The organism is Streptomyces sp. NPDC056600 (assembly GCF_042792855.1).
Classification (GTDB): domain Bacteria; phylum Actinomycetota; class Actinomycetes; order Streptomycetales; family Streptomycetaceae; genus Streptomyces.
Map to the genome: position 1 here is coordinate 151,264 of NZ_JBHTVQ010000002.1, position 18,899 is coordinate 170,162.

Here is an 18,899-nt window from a genome sequence, read left to right on the forward strand (position 1 = left end):
GGTCTCAGACTTCCCCGCAGCCGCACGGGCCCGTGGAAGCCGTGGCGTCGGGGCGCGTCACCACCACCGCGGTGGTGACGAAGCCCCGGGTCACGCACCAGCGGCCGTCGAAGGCGACCGGTCCGCCGGGCACCACAGCTTCCGGCAGGACGCGGGCGTGGAAGGAGCCGGCGGGGTCGAAGGTGAGGACCGCCTGCTCGAACCCGAGCCAGGCGCCGGTGATCGGGTACCAGGCCTTGTAGACCGACTCCTTCGCCGAGAACAGGATCCGGTCCCAGCTGAACTCCGGGTGCAGCGAACCCAGTTGGGCGAGGTGTTCGCGCTCCTCGGGCAGCGTGACGCCGCCCAGCGTCTCCTCCGGCAGCGCCTCGTGGGGTTCCGCGTCGATGCCGACGGAGGCCAGGACGGCGGCGTCCGCGACGGCCGCCGCGCGGTAGCCGTCGCAGTGCGTGAGTGCGCCCACCACTCCCGCGGGCCAGCGCGGCGCGCGGTCGGCGCCGGGGGGCACGGCCGCCGCGCCGTGCCCGAGGCAGCGCAGCGCCCGCCGAGCCAGGTGCCGCACGGTGGTGTACTCGCGGCGGCGCCTGTCCACGGCGCGCGCGACGGCCGGCTCCTCCTCGGGCAGCAGCACGGCGTCGGGCGGATCGCCGAGGGACTCGGCCACGTGCACGACGGGCGGCAGCAGGTCGCGCATCATCGCCCGTCCCGCCCTTCCTGACCCGTGTCCTTGAGGCCGCCGTGCCGCTCCCGGCTCCTGTGCAGGCCGACGTAGTGCCGCCGGCGCCCGGCATCGGCGGCGAGGTCGATGCCGGTGCGGGCCAGCAGGGTGACCGCGTCGAGCAGGGCGGCGTCGGCGGCCGGGGTGGTCATCTCGTCGGCGAACTCGGCGTTGTGCGGGGTGGCTTCGCATCCCAGGACACCGATGTGCGGGTGGATCGACGGCAGCGCGTGGCTGACGTTGCCCATGTCGGTGGAGGCGGTCACGCTGCCCGGCGGCAGGGGTGCGGCGGCGCGGCCGACACCGGCGAGGTGCCCCTCGTACGTCCGCAGCAGCCACGGGTCCTGGCGCAGGTCGAGGTAGTCGGGCTGGGTGCGCCCGATCCCGACGTCGGCGCCGGTGGCAAGGGCGGCGCCGCGGAAGCAGTCCATCACGCGGTCGGTGAGCGGAGCGAGTTCCTCCGCGGTGGCGGCGCGGACCTCGTACTCCAGCACGGCGAGGTCCGGGATCATGTTGGTGCGCCGCCCCGCCTCGCGGACGAAGCCGGATATCCGGGCGTCCGGGGTGGTCTGCTGCCGCAGCAGCCCGACGGCGACCTGGGCGACCACGGCGGCGTCACCGGCGTTGAGGGCCAGGTGCGGCGACTTCGCGGAGTGCGCGGTACGGCCCGTGAACCGGGCCTCGAACCTGGCGGCGGCGGTGGTGCGGTCGCCGCCGAAGGTGAGGTCGGTGGGGCCGGGGTGGACCATCATCGCCACGGTGACGTCGTCGAAGGCGCCGCGCTCCAGCATCAGCACCTTGCCGCCGCCGTGTTCCTCGGCGGGGGTCCCGAGGAGCTTGACGCGGAACCCGAGTTCGCCGGCGACGGAGGCCAGGGCGATCGCGGCGCCGGCGGCGGACGCGGCGATCAGGTTGTGGCCGCAGGCGTGGCCGACCTCGGGGAGGGCGTCGTACTCGGCGCACAGCCCGATGGTGAGGTCGCCCTCGCCGTAGGCGGCGGTCAGCGCGGTGGGCAGCTCGCACACCCCGCGCTCGACCGCGAACCCGGCGTCCGTCAGCAGGTCGGCGACGTGGGCGGAGGCTGCGTGTTCGGCGAACGCGGTCTCGGGCTCGGCGTGGATCGCCCGGCTGAGGGCGAGCAGGCGGTCCCGCCAGCGTGCGGTCGCCCGGTCGGCCCGCGCGTACGGGGTCCCGTCCATCATCGCTCCCTGCACGTCACGTCACGCCCCTCCGTCAGCACCCCCCGGACGGTACCTCCCCGACCCTCCACACCGGACCGCTGCCCCGGGGGTCGAGCCGCGGCCCCTGTCGCCCCAAGGCCACGCCGCGGCATCCACGCGGCGCGCCCCCCTCCTGCGGGCGGGCTTGCGACGTCAGGCCGGAGCGATCTCCGCGATGAGGAACTCGACCAGGACACGGATCTCGTCGCGGATCGGGCGGACCGCCTCGACCCCCTGACCCGCCGGGTCGTCGAGCTGCCAGTCGAGGTACCGCTTCCCGGGGAAGACCGGGCACGTGTCGCCGCACCCCATCGTGACGCAGACGTCGGACTCCCGCACCGCGTCGACGGTGAGCCGCTTCGGCACCGCGGCGGCGATGTCGATGCCCACCTCCCGCATCGCCTCCACCGCGGCCGGGTTGACCCGCTCGCCGGGCGCGGAGCCGGCGGAACGCACCTCGATGCGGTCTCCGGCCAGGTGGCGCAGCCATGCGGCGGCCATCTGGGACCGGCCGGCGTTGTGCACGCAGACGAAGAGCACGGACGGCTTCTCGGACATCAGGAGGTCACACCTGTCTCTCGGTACCCGGGGGTGTCGGCTTCAGGGCCGGGGTGTCGGCTTCAGGGCCGGCGTGACAGTATCAGCGCATGCTGACGTCAGTCGATGCTGATCTATTGAGGGTGCTGGCCGACCCGCTGAGGCTCCGGATCGTGACCCTGCTGGCCCGGGAGACCCTCTGCACCACCCACCTGGTGGAGGAGACGGGCGCCCGGCAGACCAACCTCTCCAACCACCTGAAGGTGCTGCGGGAGGCCGGGGTCGTGGAGACCGAGCCGTGCGGCCGGTTCACGTACTACCGGCTGAGGCCCGACGTCCTCGAGGCGCTGTCCGGCGGACTCGCCGGCCTCGCCGCCGCCGCCCGCACCCATGCCGACTCGAAGAGGGCCTGCCCGTGACCCGCCCCACGACCCGACCCGAGAATCGTCCCGAGAACCGCCCGGCACCCGGCGGGGAACTCCGGGAGGGACACGACGCCTCGGTCGTCGCCCGACTCTCCACCCTGGACCGCTACCTGGCGGTGTGGATCCTGGCCGCGATGGCCGTGGGTCTCGGCCTCGGCCGGCTGGTCCCGGTGATGGACGACGCCCTCGCCGCCGTCGAGATCGGCGGGGTCTCGCTGCCCATCGCCCTCGGCCTGCTGGTGATGATGTACCCGGTCCTCGCCAAGGTCCGCTACGACCGGCTGGACGCCGTCACCGGGGACCGGCGCCTGATGGTCTCCTCGCTGGTGATCAACTGGGTCGTCGGCCCCGCCGTGATGTTCGCGCTGGCCTGGATCTTCCTGCCCGACCTGCCGGAGTACCGGACCGGTCTGATCATCGTCGGACTGGCCCGCTGCATCGCCATGGTGGTGATATGGAACGACCTGGCCTGCGGCGACCGCGAGGCCGGCGCCGTCCTGGTCGCGCTGAACTCCGTCTTCCAGGTGCTGGCCTTCGGCCTGCTCGGCTGGTTCTACCTCGACGTCCTGCCCGGCCTGCTCGGCCTGGACGGCGCGGCGCTGGACGTCTCGACGGCGGAGATCGCGCTCAACGTCGTCATCTTCCTCGGCGTCCCGCTGGCCGCCGGGTTCATCACCCGCCGGGTCGGCGAGCGCCGACTGGGCAGGGAGCGGTACGAGAGCGTCTTCCTGCCGAGGATCGGCCCGTGGGCGCTGTACGGCCTGCTCTTCACCATCGTGGTCCTGTTCGCGCTGCAGGGCGGCACGATCACCTCGCGTCCGCTGGACGTGGTCCGGATCGCGCTGCCGCTGCTGGTGTACTTCGCGGTGATGTGGTTCGGCTCGTTCTTCCTCGGCCGGGCGATCGGCCTGCCCTACGACCGCACCGCCACCCTCGCGTTCACCGCGGCCGGCAACAACTTCGAGCTGGCCATCGCCGTGGCCGTGGCCACCTTCGGCGTCACCTCGGGCCAGGCCCTGTCCGGGGTGGTGGGGCCGCTGATCGAGGTCCCGGTGCTCGTCGCGCTGGTCCACGTCTCCCTGGCGTGGCGGAGCCGCTTCGCCGCCGCGGGCAACCGGTGAGCAACGGGGCCACGGTGCCCGTGGTGGTGGTCGGCGGCGGCCAGACCGGGCTGGCCGCCGGGTACCACCTGCGGCGTCTGGGCGTGGAGTTCGTCGTCCTGGACTCCAGCTCCGCCCCCGGCGGCGCCTGGCGGCACGCCTGGGACTCTCTGCGTCTCTTCTCCCCCGCCGCGTACTCCTCGCTGCCGGGGCGGCCGATGCCGCCGCAGCAGGGCGAGACCTACCCGGACGCCCGCCATGTCGTGGACTACCTCGCCGACTACGAGCGGCGTTACGAGCTGCCCGTGGTGCGGCCGGTCCGCGTGCTGGCGGTGCACCGGGAGGGGGCCGGGACACTCCGCGTCGAGACCGATCGCGGGACCTGGCGTGCCCGCACGGTGCTGAGCGCCACCGGCACCTGGGAGCGCCCGTTCCTCCCGGCGGTGCCCGGCCGTGAGGAGTTCCGGGGCCGGCAGCTGCACACGGCCGGCTACCGCGATCCGGCCGAGTTCGCCGGGCGGCGGGTGGTGGTCGTCGGCGGGGGCAACTCCGGGGCGCAGATCGCCGCCGACCTGGCCCCGCACAGCGACCTGACCTGGGTCACCCGGCGGCCGCCGCGGTTCCTGCCCGACGAGGTGGACGGCCGGACCCTGTTCGACGTGGCCACCGCGCGCCGCCGCGCCCTGGACGCGGGCCGCGCCGACACCGGCGGGGTGGCCTCGCTGGGCGACATCGTCGCCGTGCCCCCGGTGCGGGCGGCACGGGACGCCGGACTGCTGCGGGCCCGGGCGGTGTTCGCCCGCCTCGACCGGGACGGAGTCGTGTGGGCGGACGGCAGCCGGGCCGACGTGGACGTCGTCGTCTGGTGCACGGGATTCCGCCCCGCCCTGTCCCCGCTCGCCCCCCTCGGCCTGCGCGGCGGCGGTGGCCGCGTCCCGGTCGACGGGACCCGCGCGGTGGCCGACCCCCGCGTCCACCTGCTCGGCTACGGCGACTGGACCGGCCCCGCCTCGGCGACCCTGATCGGCACCGGACGCCCCGCCCGCGACGCAGCCAGGGCCGTCGCGGACCTGCTCGGCTGAGCCGGGCGTCGGGAGCCGGGCGTCGGGAGGCGGTCGAGCCGGGCGCCGGGTGGCGGTCCCCTCAGCCCGCGTCGAACCACTCCTTGCCCGCCGCCCAGTGGGCCACCCAGCCGGCGAACCCCGACTCGGCCGTGGTGTGTCCGAACTCCGCCCCGAACGGCAGGGCGCCCACGTCGGTGACGTTCCATAGGTGGCCGCGGTGCGGGCCCGTGACCACCAGATGCCAGTACATCCCGCACCCGTCGGTGCCGAGCACGACCGTGCCGTGGTCGAAGACCGGGCCGAGCAGCGCGTCCAGCTCCCCCTGCGGCCGGTCGTCCTCCTCCCACAGCCACGCCTCGGTGAGCGGGAACGGCTGGGCGAGGTCCCTCGGCGGCCGGCCCTCGCCCCAGTCCGGGGGCAGCTCGGCCAGGGGCACCAGCCCGTAGTCCGGCGGCCCCTGCGCGGACCCGTCCGTCACCTCCGCCACGAACGACCGGTACGGCTCGGGCAGCGCCACGCCGTGCTCCGCCTCGAAGGCCCGCACGGCCTCCCACCCCAGGGCCGAGCTCCCGCCGTCGTCCACGCCGAAGGCTTCCCGCAGCGCGGCCAGTTGCGCGGCCGGGCGCGCGGGGGCCGCTTTCTCCGTCTCCATGACCTCAGGAATAGCACGCACCACCGACAGCCCCACGCAGGCGATCTTGACAGCCCCCGACGGCGGCCACCATCGTCGGCACCCGACATCACGGAAGCCACGGAGCCCGCACCCCACGGAGGCACGCATGGACGCCGACCCCGGCCTGGCCCTGGGACAGAAGGTCCTCGCCGCCCAGCCCTTCAACGCGCTGGTCGGCGCACGCCTGACCGCATTCGCGGACGGGCGGGCGACCCTGGAGGTGGACGTACGCGACGAGTTGCGCCAGCAGAACGGCATCCTGCACGGCGGGGTGCTGGCCTACGCGGCGGACAACGCCCTCACCTTCGCGGCGGGCGCCGCGGTGGGGACCGGAGTGCTGACCGCCGGGTTCACCATCGACTACCTGCGCCCCGCGGACGGTGTCCTGCTGCGGGCCGAGGCCGAAGTGGTACGCGCCGGCCGCAGCCGGGTGGTCACCCGGTGCGACCTCGTCGTCGTGGCGGCCGACGGCACGGAGTCCCTGTGCGCCGTCGCCCAGGGCTCCGTCTCGGTGACGGCGCCGCGCGCGGAGGGCTGACCGCTCCCCCCTCCGGTGGTGCGCCGCCCTTCGTAGGCCGGGGCGGCCGGCGCATCCTGTGGTGCCGGTCCCGCTCCGGTCCGGCGCCGTGCGCCCCGCTCCCGCTTCCGCGCTGTTCGCCACCTGCCGCACCCCCGACGCTCCCGTGCGCCGGTGCGACTCCGTTGGGCCGGTCGCCGGCCGGACGGCATGGTGGGGGCGGCCGGTTTCGGGGTCTGCGAGGTGGGAGTGTGGTGGAAACCGCTGGCCCGTCCGGGGCATCGGCGTCAGACATCCACGCTGTGCGATCGAGGGTCGACGCGGTGCTGGACGAGTTCTTCGGCTCGCGCCTTCACGGTGCCGGAGCGGAGGCCGAGGGGACGTTCGACCTCGCCGAGGACGTGCGCGACTACGTCACCCGCGGCGGCAAACGGCTGCGTCCGATGATGTGCGTGGTGGGCCGGCACGCCGGCGGGAAGTCGGCGGTCTCCGACGTCGTGCTGCGGACGGCGGCGTCGCTGGAGCTGTTCCACGCCTTCACGTTGATCCACGACGACGTCATGGACCGCAGCGACCTGCGCCGCGGGGCGCCGACCGTGCACCGGGCCGTGGCGGCGCGTCACCCCGGCCACCCGGCTCGCGAGGCCCTGGGGACGGGGGCGGCCATCGTGGCAGGGGACCTGGCGCTGGCGTGGTCCGACGAGCTCCTGCACACGGCGGGCCTGTCCCCCGCCGAGCTGGCCGCGGTGCTGCCGGTGATCGACGTGATGCGCACGGAGGTCGTCCACGGCCAGTACCTCGATCTGACCACGCGCGTGAACGTGCGCGGCGGGGTCGCGGCGGCCCTGCGGACAGCGCGCTACAAGACGGCGAAGTACACGTTCGAACGGCCCTTGCACCTGGGCGCCGCCCTGGCCGGAGCCGGGGAGGGACTGCGCGCGGCGTTGAGCGCCTTCGCCCTCCCGGCCGGGGAGGCCTTCCAGCTGCGTGACGATCTGCTGGGCGTCTTCGGTGCGTCCGAGCGGACCGGGAAGCCGGTGCTGGACGATCTCCGTCAGGCCAAGCCGACGGTCCTGCCGGCTCTGGGGTACCAACGGGCGGACATCGCACAACGGCTCGTCCTGGACACCCTGACAGGTCGGCCGGAACTCGACGAGCACGGGGCGGAGCGGGTTCGTCGCGTCCTGCGGGAGACCGGAGCCGCGGAGGCTGTCGAGGACATGATCCGGCTGCGCCGCCGGCAGGCACTCCAGGCCCTGGCCGACGCGGCCTTGCCGGCACCTGCGGCGGAGGCCGCAAGGCAGTTGCTGCACGGCGTCGTGGAGCGCACGGCATGACCCGGCGTCGACGCAGGGACGCGTCCCGCGCCGCACACGACCGCACCCCGGCGGAGGAGAGCACCGTGGCCGAGCACACCGACTTCACCGAGCACGCCGACTTCACCGAGCACGCCGAGCACGCCTCCCCCTGCGACCCGGATTCCCGCGACGTGTCCGGAGCCGGCTCGGACGTCGGGCCGGACATCGTGATCCACCTGCCGGCGATGTACTTCCCCATGCCCTGGCGCCGTCACTCGCAGGTCGAGCTCCTCGAGGAGCAGGGCCTGGCCTTCATGGAGCGGCACGGGCTGTGCCGCGGACCCGGACGCCGTGAGCGGGTGACGGGCACCCGATCCGCGTTGTTCTTCGCGGGCAACTGCCCCGACGCCGACACGGAGCGGCTCCAGATGGCCGTGGACTGGACGTACACGATGTTCGTCTTCGACGACTTCGCCTGCGACGAGGAGTCCCCGGAGGACGCCTTCTCCTTCCTGGACCTGGCCGTGCGCGTCATCCGCACTCTGGAGAGCCCGACGGCAGGCCTGCTCGCGCCGGAGAATCCCTTCACCGGACCGGTGGTGGAGCTGGCCGAGCGGCTGCACCGGCTGGCCTCCCCCACCCAGCGTCGCCGCCTGGTGGACGCGCACCTCTCCTGGTACCTCGGCGTGGCCTGGGAACGCGCGGCCCGTCAGCAGCGCCTGCTGCCCGGTCTCAACGACTACCTCTGCACCCGCCTCCTGTACGTCGCCGGATTCCCGACCCTCGCCTGGTTCCAGGTCAGCGAGGCCGACGACATCCCCGACCAGGAGATCAACGCCCCGGCCGTGCACGCGCTCACCGAGATGGCCGCCATGGTCGCCGCCCTCGACGACGACCTGTTCTCCTACGGCAAGGAACTCTGGTACGCCGACCGGCAGCCGGCCGGGGCGGGGCCCGCCCTGAATCTGGTCGGCCTCCACCAGGCCCGGCCCGGGTGTACCCGACAGGACGCCCTGGGAGAGGCCGTCGCCCTGCGCGACCGCGTCCTGGCCCGCTTCGTCGAGGTCCGCGACCTCGTCCGGCCGACCGCTTCCGAGCCGTTGCGCCGCTACCTGTCCAACCTGACCTGCCTCGTCCGCGGCAACTACGAATGGGGCGTCAGGGCGGGCCGTTACACCGACCCCGACGGCCACCACCCCGGCGCCGTGCGTGTGGCGACGAGCCCCGTCGCGGACACTCCCGGCGCCACCGGCGCGCCCCCGGACATCCCGGGTATCGGCTGGTGGTGGCAGGCGCTGCCCGTCACCGCCTCGGCCTCGGCCCCCGGAGGTCTGCCGGCCGATGACCCGTCCGTGCGGGACCGGAGCCGAGGGTGAACGACGTGCGGGCCATCCCCTCCGCCCCCGGCGCGCTTCCTCTGGTGGGTCACCTGGTGCGGCTGCTACGGGACCCGCTGGCGTTCCTGACCTCCCTGCCCGCCCACGGGGACCTGGTCCGCATCCGGCTGGGGCCGCTCACCGTCGTCGTGGTCTGCGACGCGGAACTGACCCGGCAGGTCCTCGTCGGTGACCGCGTCTTCGACAAGGGTGGTCCCGTCTACAACCGTGCGCGGGAAGTGGCGGGCAACGGGCTCCCCACCTGTCCGCACAGCGCGCACCGCCGGCAGCGGCGCATGATCCAGCCGGCCTTCCACCCTGCCCGTCTCCGCGGTTACGCGGACACCATGACGGGCCGCATCGACGAGCGCACCGCTGCCTGGCGGGCGGGACAGGTCCTGCAGGTCTCCACCGAGATGATGGCGATCGCCTCCCAGGCCGCGGCTGCCGCCTTCTTCTCCCGCACGCTGCCCTCGGCCGAGCTCGGCCGGATCGTCGACGACGTCACCACCGTCATCAACGGCATGGGCCGCCGCATGCTGATGGTTCCCCCGTTGGACCGGATCCCCACCCCACGCAACCGTTCCTACCTGCGGGCCCGTGCCCGCCTGCGCGACACCCTCGACCGGATCGTCGCCCGGCGTCTCGCGGAGGGCACCGACCGTGGCGACCTGCTCTCGGCATTGATCGCGGCCCGCGACCCCGAGAAGGGCGGCCCGGGCCTGAGCGGCGCGGAGATCAGCGACCAGACGATCGCGTTCTTCCTGGCCGGGACGGAGACCACGGCGGCCACCGTGAGCTGGGCGCTGGACCTGCTGGCCCGGCATCCCGACCTGGAGCGGCGGGTCCACGCCGAGGTCGACGCGGTGCTGGGTGGTGCCGCCGCCACCCACGCGGACCTGCCCGGTCTGACGTTGACCGAACGGGTCGTCACCGAAACCCTACGGCTGCGGCCGCCGGGCTGGTTCGTCACTCGTTCGGTCTCCGCCGACACCGAACTGGGCGGGCATCCGCTGCCGGCCGGCACCACCGTCGCCTACAGCGCCTACCTGATCCATCACAGGCCCGACCTGTACGACCGTCCCGGGACCTTCGATCCCGACCGCTGGGATCCCGGGCGCCCTCAGCCGCCCCGGCACGCCCTCATTCCCTTCGCGGCGGGCGCCCGCAAATGCATCGGCGACACCTTCGCCACGACCGAGGCCGTCCTCGCCCTCGCGACCGTCACCGCCCGCTGGCGACTGGTTCACCTGCCGGGCGCCGGAAGGCGCCCCGCCGTCGCCATGACCTTGAGGCCACGCGATCTCCGCATGCGGGCGCAGCCCCGTACGGCGCCCCGGACTCCCGGCGCGTCCTCCGCGGAGTGACAGGGCCCGGACCGGCCGACCGGCCGACCGGCCGACCGGCTTCGGGCGCCGGACGTCACAAGTACTGCGAGAGACCTCGGGGTACGTACATCCCGTGCCCGGCGCGCCCCACGTACGCGCCGTCCTGGATCACGGGCACCCCGCGGGAGAGCACCGTCTCGACGCGTCCGGTGATCCGCCGTCCCTCGTAGGCCGAGTAGTCGACGTTCATGTGGTGCGTGTCCGCCGAGAGGACCTGCTCGGCGTGCGGGTCGTAGATCACGACGTCGGCGTCCGCGCCGGGCGCCAGGGTGCCCTTCCTCGGGTAGAGGCCGAACATCCGCGCCGGGGTGGCGCAGGCGATCTCGATCCAGCGGCGGCGCGTGAGGTGGCCGTCGACGACGGCCTGGTGCAGCAGGTCCATGCGGTGCTCGACGCCGGGCATGCCGTTGGGGATCTTGCTGAAGTCGCCGCGCCCCATGTCCTTCTGGCCCGTGAAGCAGAACGGGCAGTGGTCGGTGGAGACGACCTGCAGGTCGTCGGTGCGCAGGGCGCGCCACAGCGCCGCCTGGTGCTCGCGGGGGCGCAGCGGCGTGGAGCAGACGTACTTGGCGCCCTCGAAGCCGGGCTCGGCCAGGTTGTCGGTGGACAGGAAGAGGTACTGCGGACAGGTCTCGCCGAAGACGGGCAGGCCCTCGTCACGCGCGCGGGCCAGTTCGGCCACCGCCTTCGCCGCGGAGACGTGCACGACGTACAGCGGGGCTCCGGCCACCTCGGCCAGGCGGACGGCCCGGTGGGTGGCCTCGGCCTCCAGCAGTTCCTTGCGGACCTCGCCGTGGAAGCGGGGGTCGGTCTCGCCGCGGGAGAGTGCCTGCTCGACCAGGACGTCGATGGCGATGCCGTTCTCGGCGTGCATCATGATCAGTCCGCCGTTGGCGGCGGCCCGTTGCATGGCGCGCAGGATCTGCCCGTCGTCGGAGTAGAAGACGCCGGGGTAGGCCATGAACTGTTTGAAGGAGGTGACCCCCTCCTCCACCAGGCGGTCCATCTCCTCGAGCGTGCGGTCGTTGACGTCCGAGACGATCATGTGGAAGCCGTAGTCGACGGCGCACCGTGACTCCGCCTTGGAGTGCCAGGTGTCGAGCCCTTCGCGCAGGGTGTGGCCGACGGTCTGGATGGCGAAGTCCACGATGGTGGTGGTGCCGCCCCAGGCGGCGGCACGGGTGCCGGTCTCGAAGGTGTCGGAGGAGTAGGTGCCGCCGAACGGCATCTCCATGTGGGTGTGGGCGTCGACGCCGCCCGGGAGCACGTACCGGTCGGTGGCGTCCAGGGTGCGGTCGGCGGTCCAGGACGCGGCGGCGGAGGTGCCGGTGGCGGCGAGGGCGGCGACGCGGCCGTCCTCGATCAGGACGTCGGCGTGCATCTCGTCGGAGGCGGTGACGACGAGGCCGCCGCGGATCACGGTGCGGGACATGGCTGTGCCTCTCCTTCCGTGGGGGCACCCCCTCGAGCGGGGCCGGGGCGCCGGTCGGTGACCGTGCGGGCGGCGGGGCGCGAGGCCCCGGGTGTCACCCCGCGACCCGGCGCAGGACCCGCTCGAGGATCGCCGCTCCCTCCTCCGCCTCGGCGGCCGTGAGGGACAGCGGCGGGGCGATGCGCAGCGCGCTGGTGTCGTGGCCGCCGCCCTTGCCGATGAGGAGGCCTTCCGCGCGGGCGCCCTCCAGGACGGCCGCGGCCGCCTCGGGGTCGGCCAGGTCGGTGCCGGGCCGGACGAGTTCGATGCCGATCATCAGTCCGCGCCCCCGGACCTCGCGCACGCCGGGCAGCGCGGAGCAGGCGGTGCGCAGCCGCTCCAGGAGGGGGCCGCCGACCCGTCGGGCGTTGCCCTGGAGGTCGTGCTGGAGCAGGTGGTCGAGGTTGGCGAGGGTGGCGGCCATGGTGATCTGGGTGCCGCCGAAGGTGGAGATGGAGTTCGCGTCGAGGCAGTTCATGATCTCGGCGCGGGCGATCACGCCGCCGACCGACATGCCGTTGCCGATGCCCTTGGCGAAGGTGACGATGTCGGGCGGGCCGTTGCGGTCGTGTGCCTGCCAGCCCCAGAAGTGGTCGCCGGTGCGGCCCCAGCCGGTCTGCACCTCGTCGGCGATCCACAACACCCCCTGTTCGGCGAGGACTTCACGGAACGCGGCGTACAGCCCGTCCGGCGGGGAGGTGAACCCGCCGACGCCCTGCACGGGTTCGGCGATCAGCGCGGCGGGGGCGCGGACGTGGCCGAGCAGGTCGCGCAGGTCGGCGACGCAGGCGGCGGTGAACGCCTCGTCGTCCAGGTGTGCGTAGGGCCCGCGGTGGCGGACGCCGCCGTGGACGTAGAGGGTCTGCAGCGGGGACAGCGAGGTCGGCGACCAGCCCCGGTTGCCGGTGACGGAGACGGTGGAGAAGGACCGGCCGTGGTAGCTGTTGCGCATGGCCAGGATCTGGTTGCTGCGCCGGTGGGTGGTGGCGAGGAGCAGCGCGGTGTCGTTGGCCTCGGTGCCGGAGGTGGTGAAGAAGACCCGGGCGTCGGGGATGCCGGACAGCCGGGCGATGCGCTCGGCGAGTTCGACCATCGGCCGGTTGAGGTAGAGCGTGGAGGAGTGGAGCAGCCGGCCGGCCTGTTCGGTGACCGCCTTGGCGACCTCGGGGAGGGCGTGGGCGGTCATCGTGGTGAGGATGCCGCCGAAGAAGTCGAGGTACTCGCGGCCCTGGGCGTCCCTGACGCGGCGCCCCTCCCCCTGGACGATCTCCAGCGGGTCGTCGTAGTAGAGGGCCAGCCAGTCGGGGAGCACGGCCCGGTGCCGTCCGAGCAGTCCGGCCGGGTCCTGGTCCTCGCCGGCGGCGGCCGGGGCCGCCCCGTCCGCCGTCGTCTCGTCCGTCGCCGTCACGGCTGCACCAGCCCCTGGTAGGCGTCGGGCCGCCGGTCGCGGTAGAAGGCCCACTGCTGCCGGACCTCCTCGATGAGGCCGAGGTCGAGGTCGCGCACGACGAGTTCCTCCTCCTTGTCGCTGGCCACGTCGCCGACGAACTGGCCGCGCGGGTCGACGAAGTAGCTGGTGCCGTAGAAGTCGTTGTCGCCGTAGGGTTCCCGGCCGACCCGGTTGATGGCGGCGACGAAGTACTCGTTGGCGACCGCGGCGGCGGGCTGCTCCAGCTGCCACAGGTAGGCGGACAGCCCGCGTGAGGTGGCGGACGGGTTGTAGACGAGCTGGGCGCCGTTGAGGCCGAGCTGGCGCCAGCCCTCGGGGAAGTGCCGGTCGTAGCAGATGTAGACGCCGACCTTGCCGACCGCGGTGTCGAAGACCGGCCATCCCAGGTTGCCCGGCTTGAAGTAGTACTTCTCCCAGAATCCCTTGACCTGCGGGATGTGGTGTTTGCGGTACTTGCCCAGGACCGTCCCGTCCGCGTCGACGACGACCGCGGTGTTGTAGTAGAAGCCGCTCTGCTCGACCTCGAAGACCGGCACCACGACGACCATGCCGGTCTCGCGGGCGAGGGCCCGCATCCGGGTCACGGTGGGGCCGTCGGGGACGGGTTCGGCCCACCGGTAGTGCTCCGGGTCCTGGACCTGGCAGAAGTAGGGGGCGTTGAAGACTTCCTGGAAGCCGATGACCTTGGCGCCCTGCCGGGCCGCCTCACGGGCGTGTTCCTCGTGCTTGGCGATCATGGACTCGGTGTCGCCGGTCCAGGTGGCCTGGACCAGGGCTGCGCGTACGACGTGGGCCACGAGCTGCTCCTTCGACGGAACGTCAGAGGGCCTCTGGTGCGGGGACTCACCGCTGGGCGGGAGCAAGGCGGACGGGGTCGGGCTGCCGGGGCGGCCGCGACCGCCGGAATCTCGAACTTAGGACGCCCCGGGGGCGTTGCCAAGACCATCCCGGCAAAGCCGTCGAGTCACCGCACATCACCACCCTTGCGGGCCAGCCCCCGAAAGGCCCGCCCGACGCGGAACGGCCGGATCAGGCACCCGCGCGCTCTTCCCACAAGAACATTGGTTAGCCTAACCTTACTTTCGTTGCGCTGTCCGCGGCGGTGGTGACCCCTGCGCACGCTCCACCGGGGACAACTGCCGCCCGGGCGGCCCGTCCCCGGGAAGAAGGAAGTCTCCAGTGCCTCACCCGTCCGCCGCCTCCCACGTACCCGCTCTCCCGGATCCCGGAGCCCCTGGCGCGCAGGAGTTCGCCGGACGGACCGCGCTGGTGACCGGCGCGGCACGGGGCATCGGCAAGGCCGTGGTGCGGGCGCTGGCCGCCCGGGGCGCCCGGGTGCTGGCCACGGATCTCAAGGCCCCGAAGGTGAAGAAGCTCGCCGCGGCGCACGACGGCCGGGTCACCTCGCTGGCGCTGGACGTCCGGGACGCCGCGGCCGTGGACGCCGCCGTCGCGCACGCCGAGGACGCCCTGGGCCCGCTGGACGTCGTGGTGAACGTCGCCGGGGTGCTGTGGTCCTCCCCCGTGGTCGATCTGACGGACGAGAAGTGGGACGCCCACTTCGCCGTGAACACCACGGGCGTCTTCCACGTCTCGCGGGCCGCCGCCCGGCGGATGACGGGGCGCGGCCGCGGCAGCATCGTCACCGTCGCCTCCAACGCGGCCGGCATACCGCGCGCCGGGCTCGCCGCCTACGCCGCGTCCAAGGCGGCCACCGTGATGTTCACCAAGTGCCTGGGCCTGGAGGTCGCCGCGCGGGGGGTGCGCTGCAACACCGTCTCCCCCGGCTCCACCATGACCGACATGCAGCGCGGGATGTGGGCCGGCGGCGACGCCGAGGCCGCCGCGCGCCGGGTGGTGGAGGGCGACCTCGCCGCCCACCGCACCGGGATACCGCTGGGGCGGATCGCCGACCCCGAGGACGTCGCGGAGGCCGTCGTGTTCCTCGCCTCCGACCGCGCCCGGCACATCACGATGCACGACCTGTACGTCGACGGCGGAGCCACCCTGCGCGCCTAGGCCCCGACCGACCGCCCCTCCCCGACACCCCCGGGAACCCAGCGAGGGCGCACCCGCCCCCGCCCGACGAACTGGAGAAGTGATGACCGCCCCCCTGCGAGCGTCCACGGTCCTTCCCGCTCCGCCCGCCGTCCTCGGCGCGGCGACCGCGCTGCTGGACGCCTACCGTCCCGGCGACCGCTTCCTCGCCACCCCGCGCCGCACCCTGCTCGGCGAGGGCGTCGCGGTCCGCGTCCCGCACGACGCCCGCCCGCTGACCGAGCGTGTGCGCGAGGTCCTCGCCGACGCCCCGGAGCGCACCGGGGACCCCGGCGCGGTCGTCATGGGCTCGGTGCCGTTCTCCCCGGACGCGCCGCCCGCCCTGGCGGTGCCCGCCTCGCTGCGCACCGCGCCCGCGCTGGTCGAGGACCCGCTGATCGCCCTGCCGGTGGCCGACGGCCCGCGCCGGGACTGGCAGGTGCGCGAGGTGCCCTCGGGCGCCGAGTACGGCCGGGCGGTCGCCGACGCCGCGGCCCGCATCCGCGCCGGGGAGTTCGACAAGGTGGTGCTGGCGCGCACCCTGGAGCTGACCTGCGGTCAGGAGCCCGACCTCCCGCTGATGCTGCGCCGGCTGGCCCGCCGCGACCCCGGCGGCTACACCTTCGCGGTGCCCACCGGCCCGCGCCGCACCCTGGTCGGCGCCAGCCCCGAGCTGCTGGTCTCGCGCCGCGGGGCCACTCTGACCGCCAACCCGCTGGCCGGTTCCCTGCCGCGCTCCACCGACCTCGCCGAGGACGTGCGGCGCGCCCACAGTCTGCTGGAGTCACCGAAGGACCTGCACGAGCACGCGGTGGTGGTGGAGGCGGTGCGTGAGGCGCTGGCCCCGTTCTGCTCCCGCATCGAGGTGCCCGAGCACCCCACCCTGGTCAACACCGCGGCCATGTGGCACCTGTCCACCACCGTCACCGGCGAGCTGGCCGACCCGGGGACCACCGCCCTCGACCTGGCCTCCTCCCTGCACCCGACGCCCGCGGTCTGCGGCACCCCCACCGGCCTGGCCCGTGAGGTGATCGCCGGGTACGAGCCCTTCGACCGCGGCGCCTACACCGGCATGGTCGGCTGGCAGGACGCCTCCGGCGACGGCGAATGGGTGGTCACCATCCGCTGCGCGGAGGCCGAAGGCGCGCTGCTGCGGCTGTTCGCCGGAGCGGGCATCGTGGGGGCGTCCTCCGCCGAGGCGGAGACCGCCGAGACCGCCGCCAAGTTCCGTACCTTCCTGAACGCCGTGGGAGCCGCTCTGTGAGCACCGAGACCGACGCCCGTCAGCCCGCCGGCACGCAGCCCGCCACCGCGCGGCCGGCCACCACGCCGGGCGTCGACGCGCCGACCTGGCCGGCGGAGTTCGCCGACCGCTACCGCGCCGCCGGCCACTGGCGGGGCGAGACCATCGGCGGCGTGCTGCGCGAGCGCGCGGAGCGACTCCCCGACCACGAGGCCCTGGTGGACCCGGCCCCGGCCCGCCGGTCCTGGACGTACCGCGAGCTGGACGGGGCGGTCGACCGGCTGGCGGCCGGGTTCGCGGACCGCGGGATCGCCAAGGGCGACCGGGTGGTCGTGCAGCTGCCGAACACCGCCGAGTTCCTCCAGGTGATCATGGCGCTGTTCCGGATCGGCGCCCTGCCGGTGTTCGCGCTGCCCGCGCACCGCGAGAGCGAGATCCGTTACTTCTGCTCCTTCACCGAGGCCGTCGCCTACGTCACCGTCGACCGGCACGCCGGTTTCGACCACGCGGCGCTCGCCACCCTGGTGAAGAGCGAAGTGCCCACGCTGCGCGAGGTGTTCGTCGTCGGCGAGGCCGGGGAGCACACGCCGCTGGCCGAGGTGGACGGCGATCCGGCCGGCCTGCCGGAGGGCCCCGAGCCGCACGAGCTGGCCTTCCTGCAGCTGTCCGGCGGTACCACCGGGGTGCCCAAGCTGATCCCCCGCACCCACGACGACTACCTGTACTCGGTGTGGGGCTCCAACGAGATCTGCGCCGTGGACACCGGCACCCGGTTCCTGGTGGTGCTGCCCGCCGCCCACAACTTCCCCGTCAGCTCGCCGGGTTGGCTGGGCGTGTTCTACGCGGGCGGCACCGTGGTGCTGTCCCCGAACACCGACCCGGCCACCACCTTCCCGCTGATCGAGCGGGAGCGGATCACCATGACCGGTCTGGTCCCGCCGCTGGCGATCGTCTGGACCGACGCTGCCGCGGCCGCCTCGCACGACCTCTCCAGCCTGCGGTCGGTGCTGGTGGGCGGCGCCAAGTTCAGTGAGGCGGCGGCCCGGCGCTTCGAGCCGGCCCTCGGCTGCCGCCTCCAGCAGGTCTTCGGCATGGCCGAGGGACTGGTCAACTACACCCGTCTTGACGACCCGCTGGAGACGATCGTCTCCACCCAGGGGCTGCCCATCTCCCCCGACGACGAGATCCGCATCGTCGACGACAACGACCAGGACGTCGCCGAGGGCGAGTTCGGGCACCTGCTGACCCGCGGCCCGTACACCATCCGGGGTTACTGGCGGGCTCCCGAGCACAACCGGCGCTCCTTCACCGAGGACGGCTTCTACCGCACCGGCGACATCGTGCGCCGCACCCCGACCGGCCACCTGGTCGTCGAGGGCCGCGCCAAGGACCAGATCAACCGCGGCGGCGAGAAGATCGCCCCGGAGGAGGTGGAGAACGTCATCCTGCGCCACCCCTCGGTCCACGACGTCTCCGTGGTCGCCGTTCCCGACGAGTACCTCGGCGAGCGCAGCCTCGCCTACGTCGTCCTGCGCAAGGACGCCGAGCCGCTGAAGTCCGTCGCGGTCAAGCGCTTCGTGCGCGAGCAGGGCATCGCCGCCTACAAGGTGCCCGACCTCGTCGAGTTCGTCGACGAGTTCCCGCAGACCGGTGTCGGCAAGGTCAGCAAGAAGGGGCTGCGGGCAGCCGCGGACTCCGCCCAGGATCAGTGAAAGGCCCTCGACGTTCCATGGCACTTCCCGCCATCGCCCCCTACCCGCTGCCCACACCGGACGAGCTGCCCGCAGGCCGGGTCTCCTGGACGGCGGACCCCCGCCGCGCCGTGCTGCTCGTGCACGACCTGCAGCACCACTTCCTCGGGTCCTTCCCGGCCGGTGAGCAGCCGCTGACCGGCATGCTCGCCAACACCGCCCGGCTGCTCGCCGCCGCCCGCGCGGCGGGCGTGCCGGTCGTGTACTCCGCGCAGAAGGGCGGCCAGACGCCCGAGGAGCGCGGCCTCCAGCTGGACTTCTGGGGGCCGGGCGTCGCCGACGACCCCGAGAAGCTGAGCACACCGGAGATCGTGGCGCCCGCGCCTGGCGACACGCTGCTGCGCAAGTGGAAGTACAGCGCCTTCGTCCGCACCGAGCTGGCCGAGCTGATGGCCGGGTGGGGGCGCGACGAGCTGATCGTCACCGGCGTCTACGCCCACATCGGCGTGCTGATGAGCGCGGCCGACGCCTGGCAGCGCGACATCCGCGCCCACCTGGTCGCCGACGCCGTCGCCGACTTCAGCCGCGCCGACCACGACATGGCCCTGCGCTGGGCCGCCGGCCGCTGCGCGGCCGTCACCACCACCGACGCGCTGCTGGGCGCGCTGACCGAGAAGGACTGATCCGCGCG

At 73.8% G+C, this 18,899-nt stretch carries 18 protein-coding genes; 11 read left to right on the forward strand and 7 right to left on the reverse strand.

Features of this window, described 5'->3' with window-relative positions:
- Positions 1 to 4 precede the first annotated feature (4 nt).
- The 3 genes from ACFRAV_RS01910 to ACFRAV_RS01920 form a co-directional block, all read right to left on the reverse strand.
- Complete coding sequence (locus ACFRAV_RS01910) at positions 5 to 697, reverse strand: 4'-phosphopantetheinyl transferase (RefSeq protein ID WP_382550508.1); 693 nt, start codon at positions 695 to 697, stop codon at positions 5 to 7.
- Positions 694 to 1,920, reverse strand: coding sequence for an amidohydrolase (locus tag ACFRAV_RS01915; protein ID WP_382550510.1), 1,227 nt, complete (start codon positions 1,918 to 1,920; stop codon positions 694 to 696). The genes ACFRAV_RS01910 and ACFRAV_RS01915 overlap by 4 nt, the downstream gene beginning before the upstream one ends.
- A gap of 171 nt (positions 1,921 to 2,091) precedes the next feature.
- Positions 2,092 to 2,496, reverse strand: a complete 405-nt coding sequence (locus ACFRAV_RS01920; protein WP_382550512.1) for an arsenate reductase ArsC — start codon at positions 2,494 to 2,496, stop codon at positions 2,092 to 2,094.
- A gap of 89 nt (positions 2,497 to 2,585) precedes the next feature.
- Here ACFRAV_RS01920 and ACFRAV_RS01925 point away from each other — a divergent pair, with 89 nt between their 5' ends.
- The 3 genes from ACFRAV_RS01925 to ACFRAV_RS01935 are packed head-to-tail and all read left to right on the forward strand — an operon-like array spanning position 2,586 to position 5,082.
- Positions 2,586 to 2,894: an ArsR/SmtB family transcription factor gene (locus ACFRAV_RS01925; RefSeq protein ID WP_382550514.1), complete on the forward strand. Its 309-nt coding sequence runs from the start codon at positions 2,586 to 2,588 to the stop codon at positions 2,892 to 2,894.
- Entirely contained in the window at positions 2,885 to 4,021 is a 1,137-nt protein-coding gene (arsB, locus tag ACFRAV_RS01930) for an ACR3 family arsenite efflux transporter (RefSeq protein ID WP_382550688.1), read from the forward strand. Before ACFRAV_RS01925 ends, arsB begins: the two co-directional genes overlap by 10 nt.
- A complete protein-coding gene (locus ACFRAV_RS01935; protein ID WP_382550516.1) occupies positions 4,018 to 5,082 on the forward strand; it encodes an ArsO family NAD(P)H-dependent flavin-containing monooxygenase in 1,065 nt (354 codons plus the stop codon). Before arsB ends, ACFRAV_RS01935 begins: the two co-directional genes overlap by 4 nt.
- A gap of 61 nt (positions 5,083 to 5,143) precedes the next feature.
- Here the strand turns inward: ACFRAV_RS01935 and ACFRAV_RS01940 are convergent, their stop codons facing one another.
- Positions 5,144 to 5,716, reverse strand: a complete 573-nt coding sequence (locus tag ACFRAV_RS01940; RefSeq protein WP_382550518.1) for an SMI1/KNR4 family protein — start codon at positions 5,714 to 5,716, stop codon at positions 5,144 to 5,146.
- Between the two features lie 127 nt (positions 5,717 to 5,843).
- Here ACFRAV_RS01940 and ACFRAV_RS01945 point away from each other — a divergent pair, with 127 nt between their 5' ends.
- From ACFRAV_RS01945 to ACFRAV_RS01960, 4 genes are all read left to right on the forward strand, one after another.
- Complete coding sequence (locus ACFRAV_RS01945; protein WP_382550520.1) at positions 5,844 to 6,275, forward strand: PaaI family thioesterase; 432 nt, start codon at positions 5,844 to 5,846, stop codon at positions 6,273 to 6,275.
- A gap of 281 nt (positions 6,276 to 6,556) precedes the next feature.
- Positions 6,557 to 7,591, forward strand: coding sequence for a polyprenyl synthetase family protein (locus ACFRAV_RS01950; RefSeq protein WP_382550522.1), 1,035 nt, complete (start codon positions 6,557 to 6,559; stop codon positions 7,589 to 7,591).
- Entirely contained in the window at positions 7,588 to 8,928 is a 1,341-nt protein-coding gene (locus tag ACFRAV_RS01955) for a glutamate dehydrogenase (protein ID WP_382550524.1), read from the forward strand. Before ACFRAV_RS01950 ends, ACFRAV_RS01955 begins: the two co-directional genes overlap by 4 nt.
- On the forward strand, positions 8,925 to 10,295 hold the full coding sequence (locus ACFRAV_RS01960; protein ID WP_382550526.1) for a cytochrome P450: 1,371 nt from the start codon (positions 8,925 to 8,927) through the stop codon (positions 10,293 to 10,295). The genes ACFRAV_RS01955 and ACFRAV_RS01960 overlap by 4 nt, the downstream gene beginning before the upstream one ends.
- A 55-nt stretch (positions 10,296 to 10,350) precedes the next feature.
- Here ACFRAV_RS01960 and hydA read toward each other — a convergent pair whose 3' ends face one another.
- From hydA to ACFRAV_RS01975, 3 genes are all read right to left on the reverse strand, one after another.
- On the reverse strand, positions 10,351 to 11,748 hold the full coding sequence (gene hydA, locus ACFRAV_RS01965) for a dihydropyrimidinase (RefSeq protein ID WP_382550528.1): 1,398 nt from the start codon (positions 11,746 to 11,748) through the stop codon (positions 10,351 to 10,353).
- A 94-nt stretch (positions 11,749 to 11,842) separates the two neighbouring features.
- The gene (locus ACFRAV_RS01970; RefSeq protein ID WP_382550691.1) at positions 11,843 to 13,120 is read right to left on the reverse strand and encodes an aspartate aminotransferase family protein; all 1,278 of its coding nucleotides are present in this window, start codon (positions 13,118 to 13,120) and stop codon (positions 11,843 to 11,845) included.
- A gap of 71 nt (positions 13,121 to 13,191) precedes the next feature.
- Positions 13,192 to 14,034 (reverse strand): nitrilase-related carbon-nitrogen hydrolase, encoded by an 843-nt coding sequence (locus tag ACFRAV_RS01975; protein WP_382550530.1) that lies wholly within the window; start codon positions 14,032 to 14,034, stop codon positions 13,192 to 13,194.
- A 469-nt stretch (positions 14,035 to 14,503) separates the two neighbouring features.
- Between ACFRAV_RS01975 and ACFRAV_RS01980 the strand changes: the two genes are divergently transcribed.
- From ACFRAV_RS01980 to ACFRAV_RS01995, 4 genes are all read left to right on the forward strand, one after another.
- Complete coding sequence (locus ACFRAV_RS01980) at positions 14,504 to 15,256, forward strand: 2,3-dihydro-2,3-dihydroxybenzoate dehydrogenase (RefSeq protein ID WP_382550694.1); 753 nt, start codon at positions 14,504 to 14,506, stop codon at positions 15,254 to 15,256.
- A gap of 82 nt (positions 15,257 to 15,338) precedes the next feature.
- Positions 15,339 to 16,538 carry an isochorismate synthase gene (locus ACFRAV_RS01985; protein WP_382550532.1) on the forward strand — a complete coding sequence of 400 codons (1,200 nt, stop codon included), beginning with the start codon at positions 15,339 to 15,341 and terminating at the stop codon, positions 16,536 to 16,538.
- Positions 16,535 to 18,229 carry a (2,3-dihydroxybenzoyl)adenylate synthase gene (locus ACFRAV_RS01990; protein WP_382550535.1) on the forward strand — a complete coding sequence of 565 codons (1,695 nt, stop codon included), beginning with the start codon at positions 16,535 to 16,537 and terminating at the stop codon, positions 18,227 to 18,229. The genes ACFRAV_RS01985 and ACFRAV_RS01990 overlap by 4 nt, the downstream gene beginning before the upstream one ends.
- A gap of 17 nt (positions 18,230 to 18,246) precedes the next feature.
- Positions 18,247 to 18,891 (forward strand): isochorismatase family protein, encoded by a 645-nt coding sequence (locus ACFRAV_RS01995; RefSeq protein WP_382550537.1) that lies wholly within the window; start codon positions 18,247 to 18,249, stop codon positions 18,889 to 18,891.
- Positions 18,892 to 18,899 lie beyond the last annotated feature (8 nt).

What these genes read in the sequence shown, in the direction of transcription:
- ACFRAV_RS01910 (WP_382550508.1), bottom strand. Translation starts at nt 697, where the DNA reads ATGATGCGCGACCTGCTGCCGCCCGTCGTGCACGTGGCCGAGTCCCTC.
- ACFRAV_RS01915 (WP_382550510.1), bottom strand. Translation starts at nt 1,920, where the DNA reads ATGATGGACGGGACCCCGTACGCGCGGGCCGACCGGGCGACCGCACGC.
- ACFRAV_RS01920 (WP_382550512.1), bottom strand. Translation starts at nt 2,496, where the DNA reads ATGTCCGAGAAGCCGTCCGTGCTCTTCGTCTGCGTGCACAACGCCGGC.
- ACFRAV_RS01925 (WP_382550514.1), top strand. Translation starts at nt 2,586, where the DNA reads ATGCTGACGTCAGTCGATGCTGATCTATTGAGGGTGCTGGCCGACCCG.
- ACFRAV_RS01940 (WP_382550518.1), bottom strand. Translation starts at nt 5,716, where the DNA reads ATGGAGACGGAGAAAGCGGCCCCCGCGCGCCCGGCCGCGCAACTGGCC.
- ACFRAV_RS01945 (WP_382550520.1), top strand. Translation starts at nt 5,844, where the DNA reads ATGGACGCCGACCCCGGCCTGGCCCTGGGACAGAAGGTCCTCGCCGCC.
- ACFRAV_RS01955 (WP_382550524.1), top strand. Translation starts at nt 7,588, where the DNA reads ATGACCCGGCGTCGACGCAGGGACGCGTCCCGCGCCGCACACGACCGC.
- hydA (WP_382550528.1), bottom strand. Translation starts at nt 11,748, where the DNA reads ATGTCCCGCACCGTGATCCGCGGCGGCCTCGTCGTCACCGCCTCCGAC.
- ACFRAV_RS01985 (WP_382550532.1), top strand. Translation starts at nt 15,339, where the DNA reads ATGACCGCCCCCCTGCGAGCGTCCACGGTCCTTCCCGCTCCGCCCGCC.
- ACFRAV_RS01995 (WP_382550537.1), top strand. Translation starts at nt 18,247, where the DNA reads ATGGCACTTCCCGCCATCGCCCCCTACCCGCTGCCCACACCGGACGAG.